General features: G+C 73.7%; 20 protein-coding genes and 1 rRNA gene. 15 read left to right on the top strand and 6 right to left on the bottom strand.

All coding sequences use genetic code 11. The features are described from left to right. Together rrf and ACFWEG_RS20645 are read left to right on the top strand one after the other, a co-directional pair. A 5S ribosomal RNA gene (rrf, locus tag ACFWEG_RS20650) occupies positions 1-93 on the top strand; the annotation flags it as partial. Between the two features lie 55 nt (positions 94-148). Further along, entirely contained in the window at positions 149-937 is a 789-nt protein-coding gene (locus tag ACFWEG_RS20645; RefSeq protein WP_387217134.1) for a sulfite exporter TauE/SafE family protein, read from the top strand. 32 nt (positions 938-969) lie between these two features. Here the strand turns inward: ACFWEG_RS20645 and ACFWEG_RS20640 are convergent, their stop codons facing one another. Continuing rightward, entirely contained in the window at positions 970-1,998 is a 1,029-nt protein-coding gene (locus tag ACFWEG_RS20640; RefSeq protein WP_387217132.1) for a cation diffusion facilitator family transporter, read from the bottom strand. A gap of 140 nt (positions 1,999-2,138) precedes the next feature. Continuing rightward, the gene (locus tag ACFWEG_RS20635) at positions 2,139-2,540 is read right to left on the bottom strand and encodes a VOC family protein (protein ID WP_387217129.1); all 402 of its coding nucleotides are present in this window, start codon (positions 2,538-2,540) and stop codon (positions 2,139-2,141) included. 184 nt (positions 2,541-2,724) lie between these two features. Between ACFWEG_RS20635 and tdh the strand changes: the two genes are divergently transcribed. From tdh to ACFWEG_RS20610, 5 genes are all read left to right on the top strand, one after another. Then, entirely contained in the window at positions 2,725-3,759 is a 1,035-nt protein-coding gene (tdh, locus tag ACFWEG_RS20630; RefSeq protein ID WP_387217126.1) for an L-threonine 3-dehydrogenase, read from the top strand. Positions 3,760-4,203: 444 nt separating this feature from the next. Then, positions 4,204-5,406, top strand: a complete 1,203-nt coding sequence (locus ACFWEG_RS20625) for a glycine C-acetyltransferase (RefSeq protein WP_387217124.1) — start codon at positions 4,204-4,206, stop codon at positions 5,404-5,406. Positions 5,407-5,462: 56 nt separating this feature from the next. Further along, entirely contained in the window at positions 5,463-6,401 is a 939-nt protein-coding gene (locus ACFWEG_RS20620) for a LysR family transcriptional regulator (RefSeq protein ID WP_387217122.1), read from the top strand. Next, positions 6,398-6,826 carry a protein phosphatase gene (locus ACFWEG_RS20615; protein WP_387217119.1) on the top strand — a complete coding sequence of 143 codons (429 nt, stop codon included), beginning with the start codon at positions 6,398-6,400 and terminating at the stop codon, positions 6,824-6,826. Before ACFWEG_RS20620 ends, ACFWEG_RS20615 begins: the two co-directional genes overlap by 4 nt. 59 nt (positions 6,827-6,885) lie before the next feature. Then, positions 6,886-8,001, top strand: a complete 1,116-nt coding sequence (locus ACFWEG_RS20610; RefSeq protein WP_387217117.1) for a M24 family metallopeptidase — start codon at positions 6,886-6,888, stop codon at positions 7,999-8,001. Between the two features lie 28 nt (positions 8,002-8,029). On the opposite strand, the gene treZ is transcribed toward ACFWEG_RS20610, so the two are convergent. After that, positions 8,030-9,763, bottom strand: a complete 1,734-nt coding sequence (gene treZ / locus ACFWEG_RS20605) for a malto-oligosyltrehalose trehalohydrolase (RefSeq protein WP_387217115.1) — start codon at positions 9,761-9,763, stop codon at positions 8,030-8,032. Between the two features lie 130 nt (positions 9,764-9,893). Between treZ and ACFWEG_RS20600 the strand changes: the two genes are divergently transcribed. After that, positions 9,894-10,445, top strand: a complete 552-nt coding sequence (locus ACFWEG_RS20600; protein ID WP_387217113.1) for an FHA domain-containing protein — start codon at positions 9,894-9,896, stop codon at positions 10,443-10,445. A gap of 111 nt (positions 10,446-10,556) precedes the next feature. Here the strand turns inward: ACFWEG_RS20600 and treY are convergent, their stop codons facing one another. Together treY and glgX are read right to left on the bottom strand one after the other, a co-directional pair. Further along, a complete protein-coding gene (gene treY, locus ACFWEG_RS20595) occupies positions 10,557-12,884 on the bottom strand; it encodes a malto-oligosyltrehalose synthase (protein ID WP_387217111.1) in 2,328 nt (775 codons plus the stop codon). 115 nt (positions 12,885-12,999) lie between these two features. Continuing rightward, positions 13,000-15,120: a glycogen debranching protein GlgX gene (glgX, locus tag ACFWEG_RS20590; RefSeq protein ID WP_387217109.1), complete on the bottom strand. Its 2,121-nt coding sequence runs from the start codon at positions 15,118-15,120 to the stop codon at positions 13,000-13,002. A gap of 268 nt (positions 15,121-15,388) precedes the next feature. Here glgX and ACFWEG_RS20585 point away from each other — a divergent pair, with 268 nt between their 5' ends. The 3 genes from ACFWEG_RS20585 to ACFWEG_RS20575 all read left to right on the top strand — a co-directional run bounded on the left by ACFWEG_RS20585 (position 15,389) and on the right by ACFWEG_RS20575 (position 17,781). After that, a complete protein-coding gene (locus tag ACFWEG_RS20585; RefSeq protein ID WP_387217106.1) occupies positions 15,389-16,633 on the top strand; it encodes an SAV2148 family HEPN domain-containing protein in 1,245 nt (414 codons plus the stop codon). Positions 16,634-16,758: 125 nt separating this feature from the next. Continuing rightward, positions 16,759-17,559: a 3'-5' exonuclease gene (locus ACFWEG_RS20580; protein WP_387217104.1), complete on the top strand. Its 801-nt coding sequence runs from the start codon at positions 16,759-16,761 to the stop codon at positions 17,557-17,559. 87 nt (positions 17,560-17,646) lie between these two features. Next, positions 17,647-17,781 carry a hypothetical protein gene (locus tag ACFWEG_RS20575; RefSeq protein WP_387217102.1) on the top strand — a complete coding sequence of 45 codons (135 nt, stop codon included), beginning with the start codon at positions 17,647-17,649 and terminating at the stop codon, positions 17,779-17,781. A 36-nt stretch (positions 17,782-17,817) separates the two neighbouring features. On the opposite strand, the gene ACFWEG_RS20570 is transcribed toward ACFWEG_RS20575, so the two are convergent. Beyond that, the gene (locus ACFWEG_RS20570) at positions 17,818-18,801 is read right to left on the bottom strand and encodes a phosphotransferase enzyme family protein (RefSeq protein WP_387217099.1); all 984 of its coding nucleotides are present in this window, start codon (positions 18,799-18,801) and stop codon (positions 17,818-17,820) included. Between the two features lie 172 nt (positions 18,802-18,973). On the opposite strand from ACFWEG_RS20570, the gene ACFWEG_RS20565 reads away from it, so the two are divergent. The 4 genes from ACFWEG_RS20565 (at position 18,974) to mgt (ending at position 23,346) form a co-directional block, all read left to right on the top strand. After that, positions 18,974-19,885 carry a carbohydrate ABC transporter permease gene (locus tag ACFWEG_RS20565; protein WP_387217096.1) on the top strand — a complete coding sequence of 304 codons (912 nt, stop codon included), beginning with the start codon at positions 18,974-18,976 and terminating at the stop codon, positions 19,883-19,885. 2 nt (positions 19,886-19,887) lie between these two features. Next, on the top strand, positions 19,888-20,721 hold the full coding sequence (locus ACFWEG_RS20560; RefSeq protein WP_387217093.1) for a carbohydrate ABC transporter permease: 834 nt from the start codon (positions 19,888-19,890) through the stop codon (positions 20,719-20,721). Next, complete coding sequence (locus ACFWEG_RS20555; RefSeq protein ID WP_387217091.1) at positions 20,721-22,064, top strand: ABC transporter substrate-binding protein; 1,344 nt, start codon at positions 20,721-20,723, stop codon at positions 22,062-22,064. The genes ACFWEG_RS20560 and ACFWEG_RS20555 overlap by 1 nt, the downstream gene beginning before the upstream one ends. Before the next feature lie 82 nt (positions 22,065-22,146). After that, entirely contained in the window at positions 22,147-23,346 is a 1,200-nt protein-coding gene (gene mgt, locus ACFWEG_RS20550) for a macrolide-inactivating glycosyltransferase (RefSeq protein ID WP_387217089.1), read from the top strand. Positions 23,347-23,390: the final 44 nt, after the last annotated feature.

The following is a 23,390-nucleotide window of genomic DNA, read 5'->3' as shown; positions in this document are numbered from 1 at the left end:
ACGCCCGGTTACATTCCGAACCCGGAAGCTAAGCCTCACAGCGCCGATGGTACTGCAGGGGGGACCCTGTGGGAGAGTAGGACGCCGCCGAACAATACTTCGCCCCCGTTCCTGGACCTCGTTCCAGGAACGGGGGCATTTTTTGTGTGTGGACATATCCGTGGGCCCCTGGGGCTTTCTCGCACTCATCCTGGCCTCGACGCTGGTCGGTTTCTCCAAGACCGCCGTGAACGGCGCCAACACCATCACCCTCGCCGTCTTCGCGGCCGTCCTTCCGGCCCGGGAGTCCACCGGCATCCTGCTGCCCCTGCTGATCGTGGGTGACGTGCTCGCGGTGGCCAGCTACTGGCGCCATGCACACTGGCCCACCCTGCTGCGGATGACCCCGGCGGTCGTCGCCGGCGTGGTGGTCGGAACGGCCTTCCTGGCCTGGGCCGACGACGACGTCATGAGCCGGTCGATCGGCGCGATCCTGCTCTTCATGCTCGCCGTCACCGCCGTACGCCGGCGCAAGCAGCGCGCCGCGGCGTCGCGGGACGAACGGCAGACTCCCGACGCGACGGACACTGAGTCACGCGCCGGCAAGCTGAAGTCCCGCTCGTACGGGGCGCTCGGCGGCTTCACCACGATGGTCGCGAACGCAGGCGGCCCCGTCATGTCCCTCTACCTGCTCTCCGCCGGCTTCCGGAAGATGGGCTTCCTCGGCACCTCGGCCTGCTTCTTCCTGGTGGTCAACGTCTTCAAGGTGCCGTTCAGCGTCGGCCTCGGCCTGATCGATGCCCACTCCCTCCTCTTGGACGCCGCCTTGGTCGGCTTCGTCATCGCCGGCGCCTTCCTCGGCCGCGCCTGCGTCCACCGCATCGACCAGAAGCTCTTCGACCGCCTCGTCATCGGCATGACACTCCTCGGCGGCACGCAGCTCCTTCTCGCGGGCTGACGGCACGCCGCCGGGGGAGCGGCCCGGCGGGTTCAGGGCCGGCCGCAGTGGGCCGCCGCGGGGGCCCGGTCGTGCGGGGTGGTGGTGAGTTCGAGGGTGTCCGAGGGCACGTGGTCGACCTGGAGGGTGGTGTGGGTGATCGCGTACTCGTCGCGGAGGTGGGTTTCCATGGCGGCGCGGATGGCGTGGCAGTCGCCGCCGGGGGTGACGAGGACGTGGGCGGAGAGGGCGGGCTGGCCGGAGGTGATGGTCCAGACGTGGAGGTCGTGGACCTCGGCGACGGAGGGGACGGCCGCGAGGCCGGCGCCGATGGCGTCGGGGGCGAGGTCGGCGGGGGCGGCCTCCAGGAGGATGCGGCCGGAGTCGCGGAGGAGGCCGTAGCCGGCCTTGACCATCAGGGCGACGACGACGAGCGTGGCCAGCGCGTCGGCTCGGGCGAAGCCGGTGAGGACGACGACCAGGCCCGCGACCGCGCTCGCCACGAACGCGGCCAGGTCGTTGAGGACGTGCTGGAAGGCGCCCTCGACGTTCAGCGAGGAGCGGTTGGCGCGGGACAGGCACCAGGCCGCCGCGATGTTGACGACGATGCCCGCGAGCGCCGTCCAGACGACCAGGGAGCCGGTCACCTCGGGTGGGTCGATGAGCCGTTCGATGGACTCGTAGGTCAGCCAGACGGCGAGCAGCAGGAGGCTGAGGCCGTTGGCCTGGGCGGAGAGGATCTCCGCGCGCTTGAGGCCGTAGGTGAAGCCGCCCTTCGCGGGGCGCGCGGCCAGGCGCATGGCGACGAGCGCGAGGACGATGGCGGCGGCGTCGGTGAGCATGTGGGCCGCGTCGGATATGAGGGCGAGCGAGTTGGCGGCGATGCCGATCACGACCTCGACGGCCATGAAGCCGGTGATCAGGGCGAGGGCCAGGGAGAGCCAGCGGCGGTCGGCCTCGGGGCTCACCCCGTGGCTGTGCCCGCCGTGGCCGTGCCCGTCATCGGCGGCCGGGGCCCGACCGGGCCCGCCCGTGCGCGTTCCGCCGTGGCCGTCCCGCGTGCCGTGCTGGTGTCCGCCCATGGCCGGCGATGCCTCCCCGTGTCGGTTCCAGGACGCCCTGGAGCCCGCAGTGAAGCGCACCCTCCCGCACCTCGTCAAAGGCTGTACCGGTGACCGTTGTCATCTCGGATAACAGGCCTCTGACCTGCGGTGACGCAGGATCATCCGGCAGGCTGCAGGAGGTCCCAGCGGTTGCCGCAGACGTCCTCGAACACGGCCACCGAGCCGTACGGCTCGTGCCGCGGCTCCTCCAGGAAGTGGACGCCGGCGTCCAGCATGCGGGCGTGGTCGGCGGCGAAGTCGTCGGTGTGGAGGAAGAAGGCGACCCGCCCGCCGGTCTGGTTGCCGACCGCCGCGCGCTCGTCGTCGTTCTTCGCCCGCGCCAACAGCAGGCCCGGGCCGTGCGGGCCGTCCGGGGTCGGGCGGACGACGACCCAGCGGGTGCCGTTCCCGCGGTCGGTGTCCTCGGCGAGCTCGAAGCCGACGGCGTCGGTGAAGAAGGCGATGGCCTCGTCGTAGTCCCGCACGACCAGGGTGGTCAGGGCGAGGTGGCGCTGGGGCACGGCGGTCTCCAGGGGTAGTCATACGTAACACCGGAATCCTGCAGCGTACCTCCTGGTCCGGTGCCGGGTGGCGTGAAGCGAAGCTGTGGCGGAGGTTAAGAAAAGCTCGATGGACGCCGGATGCGGGGTGCGGCAGGTTTGTCCGTACGGGTCATCCGCCCCAGGGACTACGGGAGTCGCAGCCGTGAAGGCACTTGTGAAGCAGAACGCCGAGCCGGGACTGTGGCTGGTCGACGTCCCCGAACCGGAGACCGGGCCCGGCGACGTGCTGATCAAGGTGCTGCGCACCGGCATCTGCGGCACCGACCTGCACATCCGGGCCTGGGACGGCTGGGCGCAGCAGTCGATCACGACCCCCCTGACGGTCGGCCACGAGTTCGTCGGCGAGGTCGCGGCGGTCGGCTCCGACGTGGCGGACATCGCCGTCGGCGACCTGGTCAGCGGCGAGGGCCACCTCGTCTGCGGGAAGTGCCGCAACTGCCTGGCCGGTCGGCGTCACCTGTGCCGCAACACGATCGGCCTCGGCGTCGGCCGGGACGGCGCGTTCGCCGAGTACGTGGCGCTGCCGGCCCAGAACGTGTGGGTGCACCGGGTCCCCGTCGACCTGGACATCGCCGCGATCTTCGACCCGTTCGGCAACGCCGTGCACACCGCGCTGTCCTTCCCGCTGGTCGGCGAGGACGTGCTGATCACCGGTGCGGGTCCGATCGGCGTCATGGCTGCCGCCGTCGCCAAGCACGCGGGCGCCCGCCAGGTGATGATCACCGACGTCAGCGAGGAGCGCCTGGAGATCGCCCGCAAGGTCGGCGTCAGCCTCGCGCTGAACGTGGCCGAGTCGAGCATCGCGGACGGCCAGCAGAAGCTCGGTCTGCGCGAGGGCTTCGACATCGGGCTCGAGATGTCCGGCAACCCGGTCGCGATGCGCGACATGATCGCGAACATGACCCACGGCGGCCGGATCGCGATGCTCGGCCTGCCGGCCGAGGAGTTCGCCGTCGACTGGGCGAAGATCGTCACCTCCATGATCACGATCAAGGGCATCTACGGCCGCGAGATGTTCGAGACCTGGTACGCGATGTCGGTGCTGCTCGAGGGCGGTCTCGACCTCAGCCCCGTCATCACCGGCCGGTACGGGTACCGCGACTTCGAGGCGGCCTTCGACGAGGCGGCGAGCGGGCACGGCGGGAAGGTCATCCTGGACTGGACGGCGACGGGCTGAGGGGACCGCCGTGCGGTGCGGGCCGGGGGAGCGGGGGGAGCGTGTCCCCGGCACCTGGCCGACCGGGCTCGCGCACCAGGCCCCGCGCCTGGCCGACCGGGCTCGCGCACCAGGCCCCGCGCCTGGCCGACCGGGCTCGCGCACCAGGCCCCGCGCCTGGCCCGCATCGGCTTGCGTGCGGAGCCCGCGCCCCCTCGACCAGGCTTGCTCGCAGGGCTCGAACCGGTTCCGACCAGGCTCGCATGGCACCCCCGCACCCGCCCCGAGCAGGCTCGCATACTCGCCCCGCACCCGCCCCGACCAGGACCCCTCGTAGCGCCCGAACCGGGCCCGTCCCCGCCGCTTCGTGCCGTTACCGCATCGCACCGCCCCGTCCGGTTTGTCGCCCGCCCCGTACGCCGCCCTCCCCGCTCCGCCCCCCAACCACCCCGGAGGAATCACCCCATGTTCGACTCCGTACGCGACGACCTGCGTGCCACCCTCGACGAGATCAAGGCCGCCGGGCTGCACAAGCCCGAACGTGTCATCAGCACCCCGCAGAACGCCCGGGTCGGGGTCAGCGGCGGCGTCGAGGGCGGCGAGGTCCTGAACTTCTGCGCGAACAACTACCTCGGTCTCGCCGACCACCCCGAGGTCCTCGCCGCCGCGCATGAGGCGCTGGACCGGTGGGGCTACGGCATGGCCTCCGTCCGCTTCATCTGCGGCACCCAGGAGGTGCACAAGGAGCTGGAGGCGCGGCTGTCGGGCTTCCTCGGCCAGGAGGACACGATCCTCTACTCCTCCTGCTTCGACGCCAACGGCGGTGTCTTCGAGACCCTCCTCGGCCCCGAGGACGCCGTCATCTCCGACGCGTTGAACCACGCCTCGATCATCGACGGCATCCGCCTGTCGAAGGCCCGCCGCTACCGCTACGCCAACCGCGACCTGGCCGAGCTGGAGCAGCGACTGAAGGAGTCCGCCGACGCCCGCCGCCGGCTGATCGTCACGGACGGCGTCTTCTCGATGGACGGCTACGTCGCCCCGCTCGCGGAGATCTGCGACCTGGCCGAGCGCTACGACGCGATGGTGATGGTCGACGACTCGCACGCGGTCGGCTTCGTCGGCGCCGGCGGCCGCGGCACCCCCGAGCTGCACGGCGTCATGGACCGGGTCGACATCATCACCGGCACGCTCGGCAAGGCGCTCGGCGGGGCCTCCGGCGGCTACGTCGCCGCCCGCGCGGAGATCGTCGCCCTGCTGCGGCAGCGCTCGCGCCCGTACCTGTTCTCCAACACCCTCGCGCCCGTCATCGCCGCCGCCTCGCTGAAGGTCATCGACCTCCTGGAGACCTCCGGCGGGCTTCGCGAGCAGCTGGCCGCGAACACCGCGCGGTTCCGGTCGCGGATGACCGAGGCCGGCTTCGAGATCCTGCCGGGCGACCACCCCATCGCCCCCGTCATGATCGGCGACGCGGCGAAGGCCGGGCGCCTCGCCGAGCTGCTCCTGGAGCGCGGGGTGTACGTGATCGGGTTCTCGTTCCCCGTCGTGCCGCAGGGGCAGGCGCGGATCCGGGTGCAGCTGTCGGCCGCGCACTCCGCGGAGGACGTCGACCGCGCGGTGGACGCGTTCGTCGACGCCCGCGCCGCGCTGGAGCGCGAGGCGGTCTGAGGCCGCCGGGGGCGTGCGCCCTCCGGCCCGCCCCCGCGGCCTGGGACAATGGCCGCATGATCGAGGCGCGGCGGTTGCACATCCTGCGAGCGGTGGCCGACCACGGCACGGTGACCGCGGCGGCCGCCGCGCTGTACCTGACTCCCTCCGCCGTCTCCCAGCAGCTCGCCGCGCTGGAACAGGAGACCGGCCACCGGCTGGTCGAGCGCGGCGCGCGCGGCGTCACGCTGACCGCGGCCGGCGAGATCCTGCTGGCCCACACCCACACCGTGCTCGCCACCCTGGAGCGGGCCGAGGCCGAGCTCGCCGCGTACGACGCGGGGACGGCCGGTGTCGTGACCGTCGCCGCGTTCGCGACCGGCATCGGCCTGGTCGTCGCCCCCGCGATCGCCGCGCTGGCCGCGACCCGGCCCGGGATCGAGGTCCGGGTGCGGGACGCGGAGGGTGACGCGAGCCTGCCGATGGTCCTCGACCGGCAGGTCGACGTGGCCGTCGCGGTGGAGTACCGGGGCGCGCCCGACGCCGACGACCGGCGGCTGGCCCGGGTGCCGCTCCACGCCGAGCCGTTCGACGCCGTGCTGCCGGCCGGGCATCCGCTGGCGGTGCGCGAGCGGGTGCCGCTGGCCGGGCTCGCCAAGGACGACTGGATCGGGCCCTACCCCGGCAACCCCTGCCACGACGTGGTGGTGCTCGCCTGCGAGTTCGCGGGCTTCGAGCCGCGCCTCACGCACTCCTCCGACGACTTCCGCGCGGTCGTCGCGCTCGCCGGTGCGGGCGCGGGCGTCGCCCTGGTGCCGCGCTCTGCGCTGCGGGGCCTCGACCCGGCGGGGGCGGCGGTCCGCCCGGTGGACGGGACCGCGCCCACCCGGCGGGTGTTCGCGGCGGTGCGGCGGGGCGCGGAGGGCCACCCGCTGATCCGGCCGGTCCTCGACGCGCTGACGGAAGCGGCCGTTCAGGTCCACGGCGGCGACCGCGGTCCTAGGGTCGAGGGATGACCTGGGACAAGGGTGCGACGGGAGTGCTCGAACTGCCCTCGGGGCGGCTGGTGCGCGGCCGGGGGCTGCGGCGGCCGCTCGCCGAGGACGCCGCACGGCCGGACTTCGGCGTCTACCTGCTCGGCGCCGCGCCCCCGCCGCAGCCCTGGGAGGCGCGCTGGCTGCGCTGGCCCGACTTCCGGCTGCCGTCGGACCGCGCGGAGGCCCGGTCGGTGCTGGCGGAGGTCTGGGAGCGGTCCGCGGACGAGCGCGTCGAGCTCGCCTGCGGCGGCGGCCGCGGCCGCACCGGCACGGCGCTCGCCTGCCTGGCCGTCCTGGACGGCGTCCCCCCGGAGCGGGCGGTCGCCTACGTGCGGAGCCGCTACGACCGGCGGGCGGTCGAGACGCCCTGGCAGAAGTCCTACGTCCGCCGGTTCGGCGGCTGAGGCGGCACCCGCTCGATATCGCCTCGCGCCGGCGGTCCTCCGGCGACCAGGATGACGGAATGGACTTCACCCCCTTCACCGTCGACGACTACCGCGCCCGCATGGAGCGCGCCGCACTCGCCGCGAGCGCGGCCGGACTCGCCGGGCTGCTGATCGCGCCGGGCCCGGACCTCACGTGGCTCACCGGCTACCGGCCGCCCGCCGAGACCGAGCGGCTCACCCTCCTCGTCCTCGCCGAGGGCCGCGAGCCGCAGCTCGTCGTGCCCGCGCTGGAGGCGCCCGACGCCGCGAAGGCGGCCGGCGCGCCCGCGCTCGCCCTGCGGGACTGGACCGACGCCCAGGACCCGTACGCGCTCACCGCCCCGCTCCTCGGCGGCGGCCGGTTCGGGGTCAGCGACAACGCCTGGGCGCTGCACCTGCTCTCCCTCGGCGAGCGCGTCCCCGACGCCGCCTACGCGCCGCTCAGCCGCGCGCTGCCGATGCTGCGCGCGGTGAAGGACGCCGCCGAGCTCGAACGCCTCGCCGCGGCCGGGGCGGCGGCGGACGCGACCTACGGGGAGATCCTCAAGGTCCGGTTCTCCGGGCGGCGCGAGCGCGACATCGCCGCCGAACTCGACGCGCTGCTGCGGCGGTTCGGGCACGAGCAGGTCGACTTCACCGTGGTCGGCTCCGGCCCGAACGGGGCGGACCCGCACCACGAGGCCGGCGAACGCGTCATCGAGCGCGGCGACATGGTCGTGCTCGACTTCGGCGGACTCCTCGGGGGGTACGGGTCCGACACCTCGCGGACCGTGCACGTCGGGGAGCCGACGGCCGAGGAGCAGCGGGTCCACGACATCGTGCGCGAGGCGCAGCAGGCGGCCTGCGCCGCGGTCCGCCCGGGCGTGGCCCTGCAGGACGTGGACCGGGCGGCCCGCGCGGTGATCACCGAGTTCGGCTACGGCGACCGGTTCATCCACCGCACCGGGCACGGCATCGGCGTCTCGACCCACGAGCCGCCGTACGTGGTGGAGGGGGAGGAGCAGGAGCTCCTCCCCGGCATGTGCTTCTCCATCGAGCCCGGCGTCTACCTGCCCGGGCGGTTCGGGGTGCGGATCGAGGACATCATGACGGTCACCGAGGACGGCGGACGCCGCCTGAACGCGACCCCGCGGGAGCTGGCGCCGGTGGAGTAGGCCGCGTCCCCGCGGGGCGCGCGCACCGTCACTGCAGCAGCGCGCAGGACTCGGCCGGGAGGGTCAGGACGCCGTCCGGGCCCGGCAGTTCGACGGGCTGCCAGGCGGCGAGGACGCGGGTGCTCTCGCCGCCGAGGGGGACCTCCACGGCGTCCTTGGAGAAGTTGGCGACCACGCGGATGTCGCCGCGCCGGAAGGCGATCCAGCGGGCCGTCTCGTCGTACGCCACCCGCACCGACGCGAGGTCGGGGTCGGTCAGGTCGGGGTGGGCGCGGCGCAGGGCGATGAGCCGGCGGTGCCAGGCGAGCAGGCGGGCGTGCGGCTCCTGGTCGCGCTCGGCGCGGTCGAGGACGGAGCGGTCGCGGGTGGCGGGGTCCTGCGGGTCGGGGATCTCCTCCTCGGCCCAGCCGTGCGCGGCGAACTCCCGCCGGCGCCCCTGCCGTACGGCCTCGGCGAGTTCGGGGTCCCGGTGGTCGGTGAAGAACTGCCAGGGGGTCCTCGCGCCCCACTCCTCGCCCATGAACAGCATCGGCACGAACGGGCCGGTCAGGGTGAGCGCCGCGGAGCAGGCGAGCAGGCCGGGGGAGAGGGAGGCGGCGAGCCGGTCGCCGAGGGCGCGGTTGCCGATCTGGTCGTGGGTCTGGGCGTAGCCGAGGAAGCGGTGCGCGGGGGTGCCGGCGCGGTGCACGGGGCGGCCGTGGTGGCGCTCGCGGAACGACGACCAGGTGCCGTTGTGGAAGAAGACGTCGGTGAGGGTCTTGGCGAGCCCGGCGAGCGGGGCGCGGGCGAAGTCGGCGTAGTACCCGGCGCTCTCGCCGGTCAGGGTGGTGTGCAGGGCGTGGTGGAAGTCGTCGTTCCACTGGGCGTGCAGGCCGAGTCCGCCGCGCTCGCGCGGGGTGGTGGTGCGCGGGTCGCAGAGGTCGGACTCGGCGATCAGGAAGCGCGGGGTGCCCGGCAGCGCGTCGGTCGCGGCCGAGAGCTCCTCCAGGAACGTCAGCGCCCGGTCGTCGGCGAGGGCGTGCACGGCGTCCAGGCGCAGCCCGTCGATCCGGTAGTCGGTCAGCCAGGCCAGCGCGCTGCCCAGCAGGTAGGCGCGGACCTCGTCGGAGCCGGGGGCGTCGAGGTTGACGGCCGCGCCCCAGGGCGTGTGGTGGGTGTCGGTGAAGTAAGGGCCGTACTGGGGCAGGTAGTTGCCGGTGGGGCCCAGGTGGTTGTGGACCACGTCCAGGACGACGGCGAGGCCCTGGCCGTGCGCCGCGTCCACGAACCGCTTGAGGGCCTCGGGGCCGCCGTAGGGCTCGTGGACGGCCCACAGGGAGACGCCCTCGTAGCCCCAGCCGTGGGTGCCGGGGAAGGGGCACAGCGGCATCAACTCGACGTGTGTGATGCCGAGTTCGACCAGTTCGGGGAGGCGGGCCGCGGCGGCATCCAGCGTGCCCTCGGGGGTGTAGGTGCCGACGTGGAGCTCGTAGACGACGGCCGACTGCAGGGAGTCGTGCGCGGGGCGTTCGTGCGACCAGGCGAAGAGGTCGTGGTCGACGACGGCGCTCGGGCCGTCGGGGCCCTCGGGCTGGCGGCGGGAGCGGGGGTCGGGGATCAGGGGGCCGCCGTCGAGGGAGTAGCCGTAGCGCGAGCCGTCCTGGGCGGGGGCCTCGACGGTCCACCAGCCCCTGCGCTGCGGGTCGTTGTCCAGCGTGTGCCGGTCGCCGTCGACCTCGATCTCGACGCGCTCCGCGCGCGGTGCCCATACCTCGAACAGCATCGATTGCCCCCTTCGCCTGCAGCAGAGTGCCCAGCGTAGGGTCAGCGGGGCGATCTCGGCGCCCTCCCGCGCGGGTGGCCGGACGACACCTTGTGGACACACCGCGGCGCGCTGGCCGACAATCAGCCCTGTGACGTCGTCCTTCGAGTTCCACCCCTTCCCCGCTCGGCCGTCCGACGCCGAGCGGGACCGGGTGCTCGACGTGCTGCGGGAGGGCGCGGCGCAGGGGAAGCTGTCGCACGACACGTTCGTGCGGCGGATGGAACTCGCTCTCGCGGCAAGGCGGTCGGAGGATCTGCGGCTGCTGACGGCGGACCTGCGGCCGGAGGGCGGCGGGTGGTCCGAGCGGATGTTCGGCGCGGTGTCCGCGGTCTCCGGGTTCCCTGAGCGGATGCGGCGGGCCTGGCAGGCGGAGCGGCTGCCGAAGCTGATGCTCCCGGAGCCCGGGCCCTACCCGCTGCGGATCGGGCGCGACCCGTCGAACGGGCTGCGGCTGAGCCACGACACCGTGTCGCGGGTCCACGCCGAGCTGGTGCTGCGGAGCGGGGCGTGGGTGCTGCGGGACCTGGGATCGACCAACGGGACCACGGTCAACGGGCGGCGGGTGACCGGGACGGCGCTCGTCCGGGAGGGCGACCACATCGGGTTCGGCCAGATGGTCTTCCGGCTCACCGCCCGCTGACGGCCTTACGTAAGCTGACGGGTCGTCAGGGCGCACGCTCGTGGGCGTGCTGGGCTGACGGACCGTCAGGCGGCCGGACCCCCGCGCGGGGTCCCGCCGCCCGCCGGCGCCTCAGACCTTGCGCAGCAGCGCCACCGGCCGCTCCCCGAGCAGCTCCGCCAGGTCGACCGTGCCCTCCCAGTGCCGGTCCGGCGCCAGCGCGTCGCCCCAGCGGCCCTCCGGGAGCGTGAGGCGGGTGTCCCGCCAGCCCCCGGCCTCCTCCAGCCGCAGGGAGAGCCGCGTGACGGCCGTCAGGACGGCCCCGGAGCGCACGAAGGCGACGCAGTGCTGAGCCGCCGGCCCGTCGGCCGCCAGCGGGGTGTACGCGGCCTGCGCGCCGAACAGCTCGGGGCGGTCGCGGCGCAGGTGCAGGGCGGCGGTCGTCAGGGCGTGCTTCTCGAGCGCCAGCCCGTTGGCGGGGACGTCCTCGGGGGCCTCGAAGTCCACCGGCCGGCGGTTGTCGGGGTCGACCAGGGTGAGCGACAGCTGCTCGGTGCCCTGGTACACGTCCGGGACGCCGGGCATGGTCAGGTGCAGCAGCGCGGTGCCCAGGACGTTCGCCCGGACGTAGGGGGACAGCGTCTCGTCGAACAGCGCCACCGTGTACCCGGCGGGCCCGGCGGGGCCCGCCTCGACGAACGCCCGCACGGAGTCCTCGTAGAGCGGGTCCTGCTCCGTCCAGCTGGTGTGCAGCCCGGCCTCGCGGGCGTGCTTGAGCAGCGCGTCGCCGAGCCGACCGGCGTCGGGCAGGCCGAGGCCGACCGCGGTCTGCCAGGCCGCCCACGCCAGATGCGGGTCGGGGGCCTGCGCGCCGTCCAGGCCGCCGAGCAGCTCCGCCCAGCGCTCGGGGCACTCGCTGAGCAGCGCGATCCTGGCGCGGACGTCCGCGCTGCGCTTGGTGTCGTGCGTGGACAGGACCGTGCCGGTCTCCGGCCAGTCGCGCTGGAGGCGGCCGCAGAAGGCGTGGAACTCCTCCTGGGTGACACCGGGCCGACCGGGGTTCCCGCCGACCTCGGTGGTCGAGAGCAGCACGGGGTAGCGGTAGAACGCGGTGTCCTCGACCGACTTGGCGTGCAGCGCGGACACCGTCTGGGCGAAGCGCGCCATGAACGACAGGTGGGCCGGGGTGTCGCCGAGCCGGCCGAGCGCCAGGTCCCGTACGGCGTCGACCGCGGTGGCCTCCTCGGGGACCACGAACGCGGCCCTCGCCTCCTCGGCCGCGCCCGGCGTCAGGACGTCCTCGTCGCCGGGGCCGTAGGGGCGGTAGACCGGCACCCGGACCATCAGCTCGCGCAGCGCGGTGCGCAGCGCCCAGGGGGCGTGGTCGCGCAGGGCCGGGTCGGTCGCGCACAGGGCGGCGGCCGCGCGGGTGAGGTGGTCGACCTCGGCGGCCAGTTCGTGGGTGACCACCTTGTACGCGGCCCGCCGGACGGTCGCCTGCCAGTAGCCTCCGCGATCGCCCGGGGGGCTCGCGTAGGCGCGGTAGTGGTCCAGGAGCCCGCCTGTGCCGACGGGGTCGGTGAACAGGCCGTCCACGTGCCGCAGCGCGTCGTAGCCGGTGGTGCCGGCGACCGGCCAGGAGGCCGGGAGCGGTTCGCCGTCGGTGAGGATCTTCTCGACCACCGTCCACCGGCCGCCGGAGGCCTCGTGGAGCCGGCGCAGATAGCCCTCGGGGTCGGCCAGCCCGTCGGGGTGGTCGATCCGCAGGCCGTCCGCCACACCCTCGTCGAGCAGCCGCAGGATCGTGCCGTGGGTGGCGCGGAAGACCTCCTCGTCGTCCACGCGGACGCCGATCAGCTCCGAGATGGTGAAGAAGCGCCGGTAGTTCAGCTCGGTGCGGGCCAGCCGCCACCAGCCCAGCCGGTACCACTGGGCGTCGAGCAGCTCCGGCAGCGGCAGCTTCTCGGTGCCGGCCCGCAGCGGGAACGCGTGGTCGTGGTAGCGCAGGACGTCGCCGTCGACCTTCAGGTGCTCCAGCTCCCCGCCGACCCGCCCCCCGAGCACCGGCATCAGGAGCTGCCCGCCGGCCGCCTCCCAGTCGATGTCGAACCAGCGGGCGTAGGGGGAGTCCGGGCCCTCGCGGAGGACCTCCCAGAGGGCGTGGTTGTGCTTCGGGGAGGCGGACATGTGGTTCGGGACGATGTCCAGGACGAGACCCAGGCCGTGCTCGCGGGCGGTCCTCGACAGCTCGCGCAGGCCGTCCTCGCCGCCCAGCTCCGCGCGCACCCGGCCCGGGTCGGTCACGTCGTAGCCGTGGGTGGAGCCGGGGACGGCCTCCAGGACGGGCGACAGGTGCAGGTGGGAGATGCCGAGCGAGGCCAGGTAGGGGACGGCGGCCGTCGCCGCCGAGAAGGGGAACTCCGGGGTGAGTTGGAGGCGGTAGGTCGCGGTGGGCGTCATGCGAACAGACGTACCCCGTGACGGGCGTTCTGTGCGTGTACGAGACGCCGATACACCAGTACGAGTGGTGGGGCCGTACGCGCTTGACGCCCGTACGGCCCCACCGGAGCCCGGATCAGGCGGGGCGCTGCAGCACCACCAGGGAGCGGCCCACCAGGGTGACGTGCTCGCCCTGGGCGACCTTGGGGCCCTCGCCCGGCGGGACGCCCTGGGCCTCGGAGGTGTCGACGACGACCTGCCACTGCCGCCCGTGGTCGACGGGGACGGCGAAGTCGATCGTCTCGGCGCTCGCGTTGAACATCAGCAGGAACGAGTCGTCGGTGATCCGCTCGCCGCGCGGGCCCGGCTCGCTGATGGCGTGGCCGTTGAGGAAGACGGTGAGCGCCTTGGCGTGCGCGGCCTGCCAGTCCTCGCCCTTCATCTCCTCGCCCTCGGGGGTGAACCAGGCGATGTCCGAGAGGTCGTCGTGGGTGCCGGCGACGGGGCGGCCGTGGAAGAAGCGGCGGCGGCGGAAGACGGCGTGCTCGCGGCGCAGCCGCACCATCGCGCGGGTGAACTCCAGGAGCGGTGCCGGTTCCTCGCCGGGCTCCGGCCAGTGCACCCAGGCCAGTTCGCTGTCCTGGCAGTAGGCGTTGTTGTTGCCGTGCTGGGTGCGGGCGAACTCGTCGCCGTGGGAGATCATCGGCACGCCCTGGGAGAGCAGCAGGGTGGCCATGATGTTGCGCATCTGGCGGCCGCGCAGGTCGAGGATCTCGTGGTCGTCGGTCTCGCCCTCCGCGCCGCAGTTCCACGAGCGGTTGTGGCTCTCGCCGTCCCGGTTGTCCTCGCCGTTGGCGTCGTTGCGCTTCTCGTTGTACGAGACCAGGTCGTGCATGGTGAAGCCGTCGTGGCAGGTGACGAAGTTGACCGAGGCGAGCGGGCGGCGGCCGTCGTCCTGGTAGAGGTCGGAGGAGCCGGTGAGCCGGCCGGCGAACTCCGCCAGAGTGCGCGGCTCACCGCGCCACATGTCGCGGACGGTGTCGCGGTACTTGCCGTTCCACTCCGTCCACAGCGGCGGGAAGTTGCCCACCTGGTAGCCGCCCTCGCCGACGTCCCAGGGCTCGGCGATCAGCTTCACCTGGCTGACGACCGGGTCCTGCTGCACGAGGTCGAAGAACGACGAGAGCCGGTCCACCTCGTGGAACTGCCGGGCGAGGGTGGCGGCGAGGTCGAAGCGGAAGCCGTCGACGTGCATCTCGGTGACCCAGTACCGCAGCGAGTCCATGATGAGCTGCAGGACGTGCGGGGAGCGCATCAGGAGCGAGTTGCCGGTGCCGGTGGTGTCCATGTAGTGGCGGCGGTCGTTCTCGACCAGGCGGTAGTAGGACGCGTTGTCCAGGCCGCGGAAGGAGAGCGTGGGCCCGAGGTGGTTGCCCTCGGCGGTGTGGTTGTAGACCACGTCGAGGATGACCTCGATGCCCGCCTCGTGCAGCGCCTTGACGGCCTGCTTGAACTCCAGCACCTGCTCGCCGCGGTCGCCCCAGGAGGCGTAGGTGTTGTGCGGGGCGAAGAAGCCGATCGTGTTGTAGCCCCAGTAGTTGTTCAGGCCCATGTCGACCAGCCGGTGGTCGTTGACGAACTGGTGGACCGGCATCAGCTCGACGGCGGTCACGCCGAGCTGCGTCAGGTGGTCGATGATCGCCGGGTGGGAGAGGGCGGCGTACGTCCCGCGCATGTCCTCGGGCAGGTCCGGGTGGAGCATGGTGAGGCCCTTGACGTGCGCCTCGTAGATGACCGTCTCGTGGTAGGCGTGGCGCGGCGGGCGGTCGTCGCCCCAGTCGAAGTACGGGTTGATGACGACCGAGGCCATGGTGTGCGGCGCGGAGTCCAGGTCGTTGCGGGAGTCGGGCTTGCCGAAGTGGTAGCCGTAGACCGTCTCGTTCCAGTCGATCTGTCCGCTTATCGCCTTGGCGTAGGGGTCGAGCAGCAGCTTCGCGGAGTTGGCGCGCTCGCCGTTCCGCGGGTTGTACGGGCCGTGCACCCGGAACCCGTAGCGCTGCCCCGGCATGATGCCGGGCAGGTAGGCGTGCCGGACGAACGCGTCCGTCTCGCGCAGCTCCACCGCGGTCTCCGAGCCGTCGTCGTGGAGCAGGCACAGCTCGATGCGGTGCGCTGCCTCGGAGAAGACCGCGAAGTTGGTGCCGGCGCCGTCGTACGTGGCGCCCAGCGGATACATCTGTCCCGGCCAGACCTGCATGCGTCGTCTCTCCCACCCTTGGCACCCCGGGCCCGGCATCATGGGCTCGACATGGGCTTGTTCCGGCGAGAGTCTGCCCCAATTCGGAGGAACCACTGCCGACTTCGGAGAACTCGTGGAGGAGTGACACCATCCGGGTGCACCCCCCTACACTGCCGGAGTAGTCTTCCTTGATCGTTGAACGGGGAACCGGTCGCCTGTCCGCGGGCCGGCCCCGACGGCCTGGCCGAGGGGGAATCTGCTCGGGGACGTGGAAGGGGTTGCGCGGGTGAGCTCGGGAGGTCTTGAGCTGCCCCCTGGCGACGGCGGCCAGGAGGGGGACGCGCCGGACGTCCCGCCCGGCGCGGTCTCCGTGGCCCGCCCGATGGAGACGGTGACGCAGATCGGCCCCGAGCTGGACTGGGACACCGAGGCCTGGGACGAGGTCCGCACCCGCGCCCGGCGCGCCGGACGGGCCTACATCTGGCTCAACCTGGTCGAGCAGCGGCTGCGGGCGGTGGTCTCCGCCGTCCTGCGGCCCATCTACGAGCCGGTGCACGGCGACGACTGGGTCATCGCCGCGGCGGGGCACGCCGGGCAGGAGTGGGTGCAGCGGGCCGTCGCCGTCCGCGAGGTGAGCCGCCGCAAGGGGTACCTGCTCGACCCGGCCGACGACAACGTCCTCAGCTTCCTCACCCTGCCGCAGCTGCGCGAGCTGATGGTCCAGCACTGGCCCTGCTTCGAGCCGTACTTCGACGACCGCAGGGACGTCGAGCTGGCCCTCGACGAGCTGGAGGTCACCCGCAACGTCGTCTCCCGCAACCGGGCGCTGTCCGAGACCGTCCTCGCGCAGGCCGAGCGGGCCGCGTCCCGGCTGCTCGCGATACTCGGCTCCGGCGGCGACCTGCCGGCCGGGCGGCGGCTGCCGGTGGACGCCGTCGAGAGCCTCGTGGGGGACCGGTACGCGGACGTCGTCGGCGTCCACCCGGACCGGGTCAGCCTGCTGCGGCGCTTCCCGGCCGAGGACATCTTCGGCGGGGCGCGGCGGCTCGACGCGATCGGCATAGGGCTCAACCTGCTCGTGCAGAACTTCTCCGGGCGGCGGCTGATCCGGCTGGCGGAGTCCGGCTGCCGGGTGCGGCTGCTGTTCCTGAACCCCGCCTCCAGCGCGATCAAGCGGCGCGAGCGGGAACTGGGCCTGCGCAAGGGCGAGCTGAGCCGGGCCGTCGAGACCAACATCCTGCACATGCGGCGGGTGCGGTCGCGGCTGCGGGACCCGGGGGCGTTCGAGATCCACGTCTTCGACGAGACGCCGCGCTTCACCGCGTACCAGGTCGACGGGGACGGGGCCGACGGCGTGTCGCTCGTGCAGTCGTACCTGCGGCGGACCCGCGGGATGGAGGCGCCGGTGCTCGTCCTGCGCGGCGGGGGCCGGGTGGTCAGGGCGGGGGAGCCGGCGGGCGAGCACGGTCTGTTCGAGACGTACCGCGAGGAGTTCGAGCTCGCGTGGGGGGATTCGCGGCCGGTGTCCTGAAGGTCCGACAGGTGTGGATTCGGGGGATCCGTCCGGCTCGGTGGATTGTCAGTGGGGCGTGCGAGGGTGGGTAGCCACTGGGGAACGCACACCCGCACCACGTGCCACAGCTAAGGAGAGCCGCCATGACCACGGGCTGGCACCGGGACCTGCTGATCGGGTTCGACCTGGAGACCACCGGCACCGATCCGGGCACCTCGCGCATCGTCACCGCGGCGGTCGTCGAGGTGCGGGCGGGGGAGACCGTCGGCCTGCGCGAGTGGCTGGCCGACCCCGGGGTCCCCATCCCGGCGGACGCGACGGCGGTCCACGGCGTCACCGACGCGCGGGCGCGGGCCGAGGGGCGGCCGGCGGCGGAGGTCGCCGACGAGATCGCGGACGCGCTGGCCGGCCACTGGCGGGCGGGCGTGCCGGTCGCGGCGTACAACGCGGCCTTCGACCTCTCCCTCCTGGCGGCCGAACTGCGGCGTCACGCGCTGCCGTCGCTGCGCGAGCGGCTCGGCGGCGCGGCGCCGGGCCCCGTCGTCGACCCCCTCACCATCGACCGCGCGGTCGACAAGTACCGCCGCGGCAAGCGCACCCTGGAGGCCGCGTGCGCCGAGTACGGCGTGCGGCTCTCCGCGGCGCACGAGGCGGGCGCGGACGCGCTCGCCGCGGTGCTCGTCGGGTGCGCGATAGCCGACCGGCACCCTTGGATCGCCGCGCTGACCCCGGACGACCTCCACGACCACCAGGTGGAGTGGTACGCCGCCTGGGCCGCGGACTTCGAGTCCTTCCGCCGGCGCAAGGGGTCGTCGGACGCGACGATCGACCCCGCGTGGCCCCTGCGCGAGCTGCCGCGCGCGGCAGCGCTGCCCCGGCCCCGCCAGGGCGGCGGCGTCCCGGACGGGCGCCCGGACGCCACGCACGCGCCCCGGGCGCGGTGACGGGGCGGAGGGGGCGGCCGGCGTCCGCGAGAGGCGCGAACAGCGGAGGTCGGCGAGGCGCTGCCGCTCATCGCCTGGCAGCGGCTGGTGACGAACCCGCGGCGGAGCTTCGGCACCGGCGGGGACCTGCCGAGCGTCACCGAGGCGTGGCTCGTGTACGGCGGGTGGGCCGCCGCAGCGGCGGTCGTCGCGGTGCTCGTTGTGCGGCGCCGGGACGTGTGAGGCCGGGACCTGTGAGGACCGGCGGGGGCACCCGCCTCAGAACGGGTGCCAGCGGACGGTGGCGTCGCCGTCGCGCAGCGAGGCGACGCGGCGGCGGAACTCGGCGAGTGCGCGGGGGTTGGTGGGGGCGTGCTGCGCGACCCAGGCGCAGCTGGCGGTCTCGCGCGCGCCGCGCAGCACCTCGCAGCCGTCCCACTCGCGGACGTCCCAGCCGTAGGCCGCGGTGAAGGCGTCGTACGCGGCCGGGTCGAGGCCGTAGCGGTCGCGGGACAGGGCGAGGACGACGAGGTCGTGCTCGCGCAGGTCGGCGGAGAACGTCTCCAGGTCGACCAGGACCGGGCCCTCGGGGCCGACCACGACGTTGCGGGGGAGCGCGTCACCGTGGATCGGGCCCGGCGGCAGGTGCGGGGTGAGGGCGGCGGCCGCGGGCGCGAAGCCGTCGCGGCGGGCGCGCAGGTAGTCCGCGTCGGCGGGGTCGACGGCGTCCCCGGCCAGGTCGAGCCAGCGCTCGACCCCGCCGAGCAGCTCCCGGCGCGGCAGCGCCAGCGGCGGCTCGGGCAGCGCGTGCACGGCGCGCAGCAGCGGCGCGAGGTCGGCCGCCCCGGCGGGGCGTACGGCGTCCGGGAGCCGGTGCCACAGCGTCACCGGGTGCCCGTCGGCCACCAGCGGCTCACCGTGCGCGGCCCGAACGGCGGGGACTCCGGCCGTCTCCAGCCACCCGGCGACGGCCAGCTCGCGCGTGGCCCGCTCCCGCAGCCCCGGCGCGGAGCGGCCGACCTTGACGACGACGTCCCCGACGGCGAACACCGCGTTCTCGCCGAGCGACAGCAGCTCCGCGCGCGCGGCGAGCGCGCGGTCCGCGGGCGAGGCCGCCACCGCCGCGGTGTCGTCGCCCGCCTCCGCGGCCCCCGGGCCGGACCCGAGCGAGGGGCCCGTTCGGCTGCCGGCGGCGCCCGACTCGTCCAGCACGGCGGCGATCCCCGCCCGCGCCAGTACCCCGCGTGCCCGTGCCTCGTCCATGGCCGTCCGATCCCTTCCGTCGCTCCGGCGGTCCGGGCCGGCCGGTGGCACGGCGCGGATCGGACCGCGTCCGCCTCAAGTCTCGCATTCCTGCAGGTCGCCATGACGAAGTCCCCGCCGCGTCCGCACGATGACGAGGCCGTCGGAGCCCTGAGGAGCCGCCCACGTGACGATGACGACCGCAAAGGCGCGGTCAGGAGCCCGGGATGCCGCACGGCGGGACCACGGGGCCTGGTTCCTCGTGCTGCCCGCGCTGATCCCGATCCTGCTGCTCAGCGTCGGCCCGCTCCTCTACGGCGTCGCGCTCGCGTTCACCGACGCCCAGTCGGGGCGTACCCAGCCGACCCGCTGGATCGGGCTCCTGAACTTCCAGGACCTGCTCAAGGACACCCTGTTCTGGGACTCGTTCCGGATCGGTCTGGTCTGGGCGGTCGGCGTCACCGTCCCGCAGTTCCTCCTGGCGCTCGGCCTCGCGCTGCTCCTCAACGAGAACCTCCGCTTCCGCTGGGCGGCCCGCGCGCTCGCGATCGTCCCGTGGGCGATGCCCGAGGTGGTCGTCGGCATCATGTGGCGGCTCGTCTACAACCCCGACGCGGGCATCCTCAACGACACGATCCGCGAACTCGGCCTCGGCGAGGGCCGCGACTGGCTCACCGGACTCGCCACCGCGCTGCCCGCCGTGATCGTCGTCGGCATCTGGGCCGGGATGCCGCAGACCACCGTCACCCTGCTCGCCGGCCTCCAGAACACCCCGCGCGAGCTCCACGAGGCCGCCGCGATGGACGGCGCGGGCGCCTGGCGCCGCTTCCGCGTGGTGACCTGGCCCGCGATCAAGCCGATCGCGCTCGCGATCACCGCGCTCAACTTCATCTGGAACTTCAACTCCTTCGCCCTGGTCTACGTGCTGACCAGCGGCGGACCCGGCGGCCGCACCCGGCTGCCGATGCTCTTCGCCTACGAGGAGGCCTTCCGCTACGGCCAGTTCGGGTACGCGGCGGCGATGGGCTGCGTGATGGTCGCCGTCATCTCGGTACTCCTCGCGTGCTACCTGGTCGGCCGGCTGCGGGGGAGTGAGGACCAGTGACGATGCGCACGTCGAGGCCGGCCCGGGCGGGCCAGTACGCCGCCCTGCTCGCGTACCTCGTCTTCCTCGCCTTCCCGTTCCTCTGGTTGGTCTCGACCGCCTTCAAGCCGGCCCAGGAGCTGGGCAAGCTCGACCCCACCTGGATCCCGCTCCACCCGACGCTCGACAACTTCCGCCAGGCGTTCGACGAGCAGCCGCTGCTCCACGCCGCGCTGAACTCGCTCACCGTGGCGCTCGGGGCGGCCGTGATCGCGGTGGTGATCGCCACCCCGATGGCGTTCGTCATGGCCCGCCACCGCTCGAAGCTGACCTCCGCGGCCACCGGCTGGGTGGTCGTCAGCCAGGCGTTCCCGTTCGTGCTGGTGATCATCCCGCTGTTCCTCGTCCTGAAGAACCTGCACCTGATCAACTCGCTGGTCGGCCTGGTCATGGTCTACGTGGTCTGGTCGCTGCCCTTCGCCCTCTGGATGCTCGTCGGCTACGTCCGGGCCGTCCCGCGCGAGCTGGAGGAGGCCGCGGCGGTCGACGGGGCGGGCCGGGTGCGGACGCTCGTCTCGGTGACCGCGCCGCTGCTCGCGCCGGGCATCGTCGCCACCGCCCTGTTCGCGTTCATCACCGCGTGGAACGAGTTCTTCTTCGCGCTCGTCCTGCTCAAGACCCCGGAGCGGCAGACCTTGCCCGTCATCCTCACCCGGTTCCTCGGCGCGGAGGGGGTGGCCGACCTCGGGCCGCTCGCCGCGGCCGCTTTCCTCGCCACGATCCCGTCCCTGGTGGTCTTCGCGCTCATCCAGCGGCGGATCACCGGCGGCATGCTGGCCGGGGCGGTGAAGCACTGATGGCCGACCGGGACGCCCGCCCGCCGCACCGCGGCCGCTCGCAGCCCGCCCGGACCCGCCGCGCCGCCACCGCGCTGACCGCCGTCTGCTCCGCGCTCGCCCTGCTCCTGGCCGGCTGCTCGGGCGACGACCCCGACCCGGACGGGCCGATCACCCTCCGCTTCCAGTCCCTCGCCTGGCAGAAGGAGTCCGTCGAGGCCAACAGGGAGCTGATCGCGGAGTGGAACGCTGCCCACCCCGACGTGCGGGTGGAGTACGTGCAGGGCAGCTGGGACAGCGTCCACGACCAGCTGCTCACCTCCTTCGAGGGCGGCGAGGCGCCCGACATCATCCACGACGCCTCCGACGACCTCGCCGACTTCGCCTACGGCGGCTACCTGGCCGACCTCGACGGCCTGCTGCCCGAGCGGCTCACCGCGGACATCCCCGAACGCAGCTGGCGCACCACCACGTTCGGCGACGGGGTGTACGGGGTGCCGTTCCTCCAGGAGCCCCGGGTGCTGATCGCGAACCGGACCCTGCTGAAGGAGTCGGGCGTCCGGGTGCCCACGCCCGAGGGGCCGTGGAGCTGGGAGGAGTTCCGCGCGGCGAGCGAGCGGCTGACCCGCGACGGGACCTACGGGGCCGCCTGGCCGCTGAAGGAGCCCGTCTCCGCCACCCTCAACCTCTCGCTGTCCGCCGGCGGTTCGCTGTTCCAACGGGGCGACGACGGCAAGGTCACCGTCGACGTCCGGGAGGGCGACCAGGTGGTGCCCGGCACGATCCACGACCAGATCAACACCGACCGCTCGGCCTCCCGCGCGACTCTCGGCATGGGCGGCTCCGACACCCTGCCCGGCTTCTTCGGGGGCAAGTACGCGATGGTGCCGCTCGGCTTCTCCTACCGGCAGCAGATCATGCAGCAGGCCCCGGAGGGGTTCGACTGGCAGGTGCTGCCCGCGCCCGCCGGGGCGGACGGGCTCACCCAGGGCGTCAGCCCGCAGACGCTGTCCGTCGCCGAGGACAGCCCGCACAAGGAGGAGGCGGTCGCGTTCATCGACTTCTTCCTGCGGCCGGAGAACATGGCCCGGCTCGCCGTCGGCGACTGGATGCTGCCCACCGGCACCGAGGCCCTGAAGGACCCCGCCCTGCGCACGGCGGAGAACGGCTGGGCCACCGGCGCCGCGCTCGCCGAGCACCTGGTCGCCGCGCCGGCGACGTCCGTGCGCGGCTACCCGGAGTGGAAGGACAAGGTCGCCACCCCGGCGCTGCAGGAGTACTACAGCGGGGCGATCGACGGGGACGAGCTGCGCCGGCGGCTGGAGGAGGACGGGAACCTGGTGCTGGCGCGGTACCAGCGCTGAGGGCGTCGGCGTCCTGCGGGCGTCGGAACCGCTCCGGGAACTGCGTTGCACGATACGTATCGTCTCGTCTAACGTCGGGCGCATGACCACCACCCCGCGCGCCCACATCGCCATGTTCTCCATCGCCGCCCACGGGCACGTGAACCCGAGCCTCGAGATCATCCGCGAGCTCGTCGCCCGGGGCCACCGCGTCACGTACGCGATCCCGGAGGCGTTCGCCGCGAAGGTCGCCGAGACCGGCGCGGAGCCGAAGCTCTGGACCTCGACGCTGCCGACCGACGACGACCCGGACGCGTGGGGCACCGAACTCATCGACATCATCGAGCCGTTCCTCACCGACGCGCTCCAGGCGCTGCCGCAGCAGGCCGCCGCGTACGCCGGGGACGAGCCGGACCTCGTCCTGTACGACTTCTGCGCGTACCCGGCGCGCGTCCTCGCCCACCGCTGGGACGTCCCGATCGTGCAGCTCTCACCGAGCCTGGTCGCCTGGGAGGGGTACGAGGAGGAGGTCGCGGCCCCGCTGTTCGACCCGCTGAAGCAGACCCCGCGCGGCAAGGCCTTCTACGGGACGTTCGCCGGCTGGCTCGCGGAGAACGGGATCGGGATGGACGTCGACCGCTTCATGGGGCGGCCCGACCGCTGCCTCGTGCTGATTCCGGAGGTGTTCCAGCCGCACGCGGACCGGGTGGACCGGGAGGTCTACTCGTTCGTCGGTGCGTGTTCCGGGCAGCGGGCGGAACTGGGGCAGTGGCAGCCGCCGGCCGGCGACCGGAAGGTGCTGCTCGTCTCGCTCGGCTCGGCGTTCACCAAGCAGCCCGCGTTCTACCGGGCCTGCATCGAGGCGTTCGCGGACCTGCCCGGCTGGGACGTGGTGCTCCAGATCGGGAAGTTCGTCGACCCGGCGGAGCTGGGGGAGATCCCGGCGAACGTCTCCGTGCACAGCTGGGTGCCGCAGCTCGCCGTGCTGCGCCGCGCCGACGCGTTCGTCACCCACGCCGGGGCGGGCAGCAGCAGCGAGGGGCTCGCCTCGGCGACCCCGATGGTGGCGGTCCCGCAGGCGGTCGACCAGTTCGGCAACGCGGACATGCTCCAGGCGCTCGGGGTCGCCCGCCACCTGCCGATGGACGAGGCCACCCCCGAGGCCCTGCGCGAGGCGGTCCTCACCCTGGCCGGCGACCCCGAGGTCGCCGCCCGACTCGCCGCGATCCAGGCGCAGATGGCGGCGGAGGGCGGCGCACCCCGCGCGGCGGACCTCATCGAGGCGGAACTCCGCACGGGCTGAGCGGGACGCGGGCGTGCGGACGGGGCCGGGCCCCGGGGTGGTCG

Source organism: Streptomyces sp. NPDC060194 (assembly GCF_042728285.1).
Classification (GTDB): Bacteria; Actinomycetota; Actinomycetes; order Streptomycetales; family Streptomycetaceae; genus Streptomyces.
This window is presented reverse-complemented; position numbering and strand designations above follow the sequence as displayed.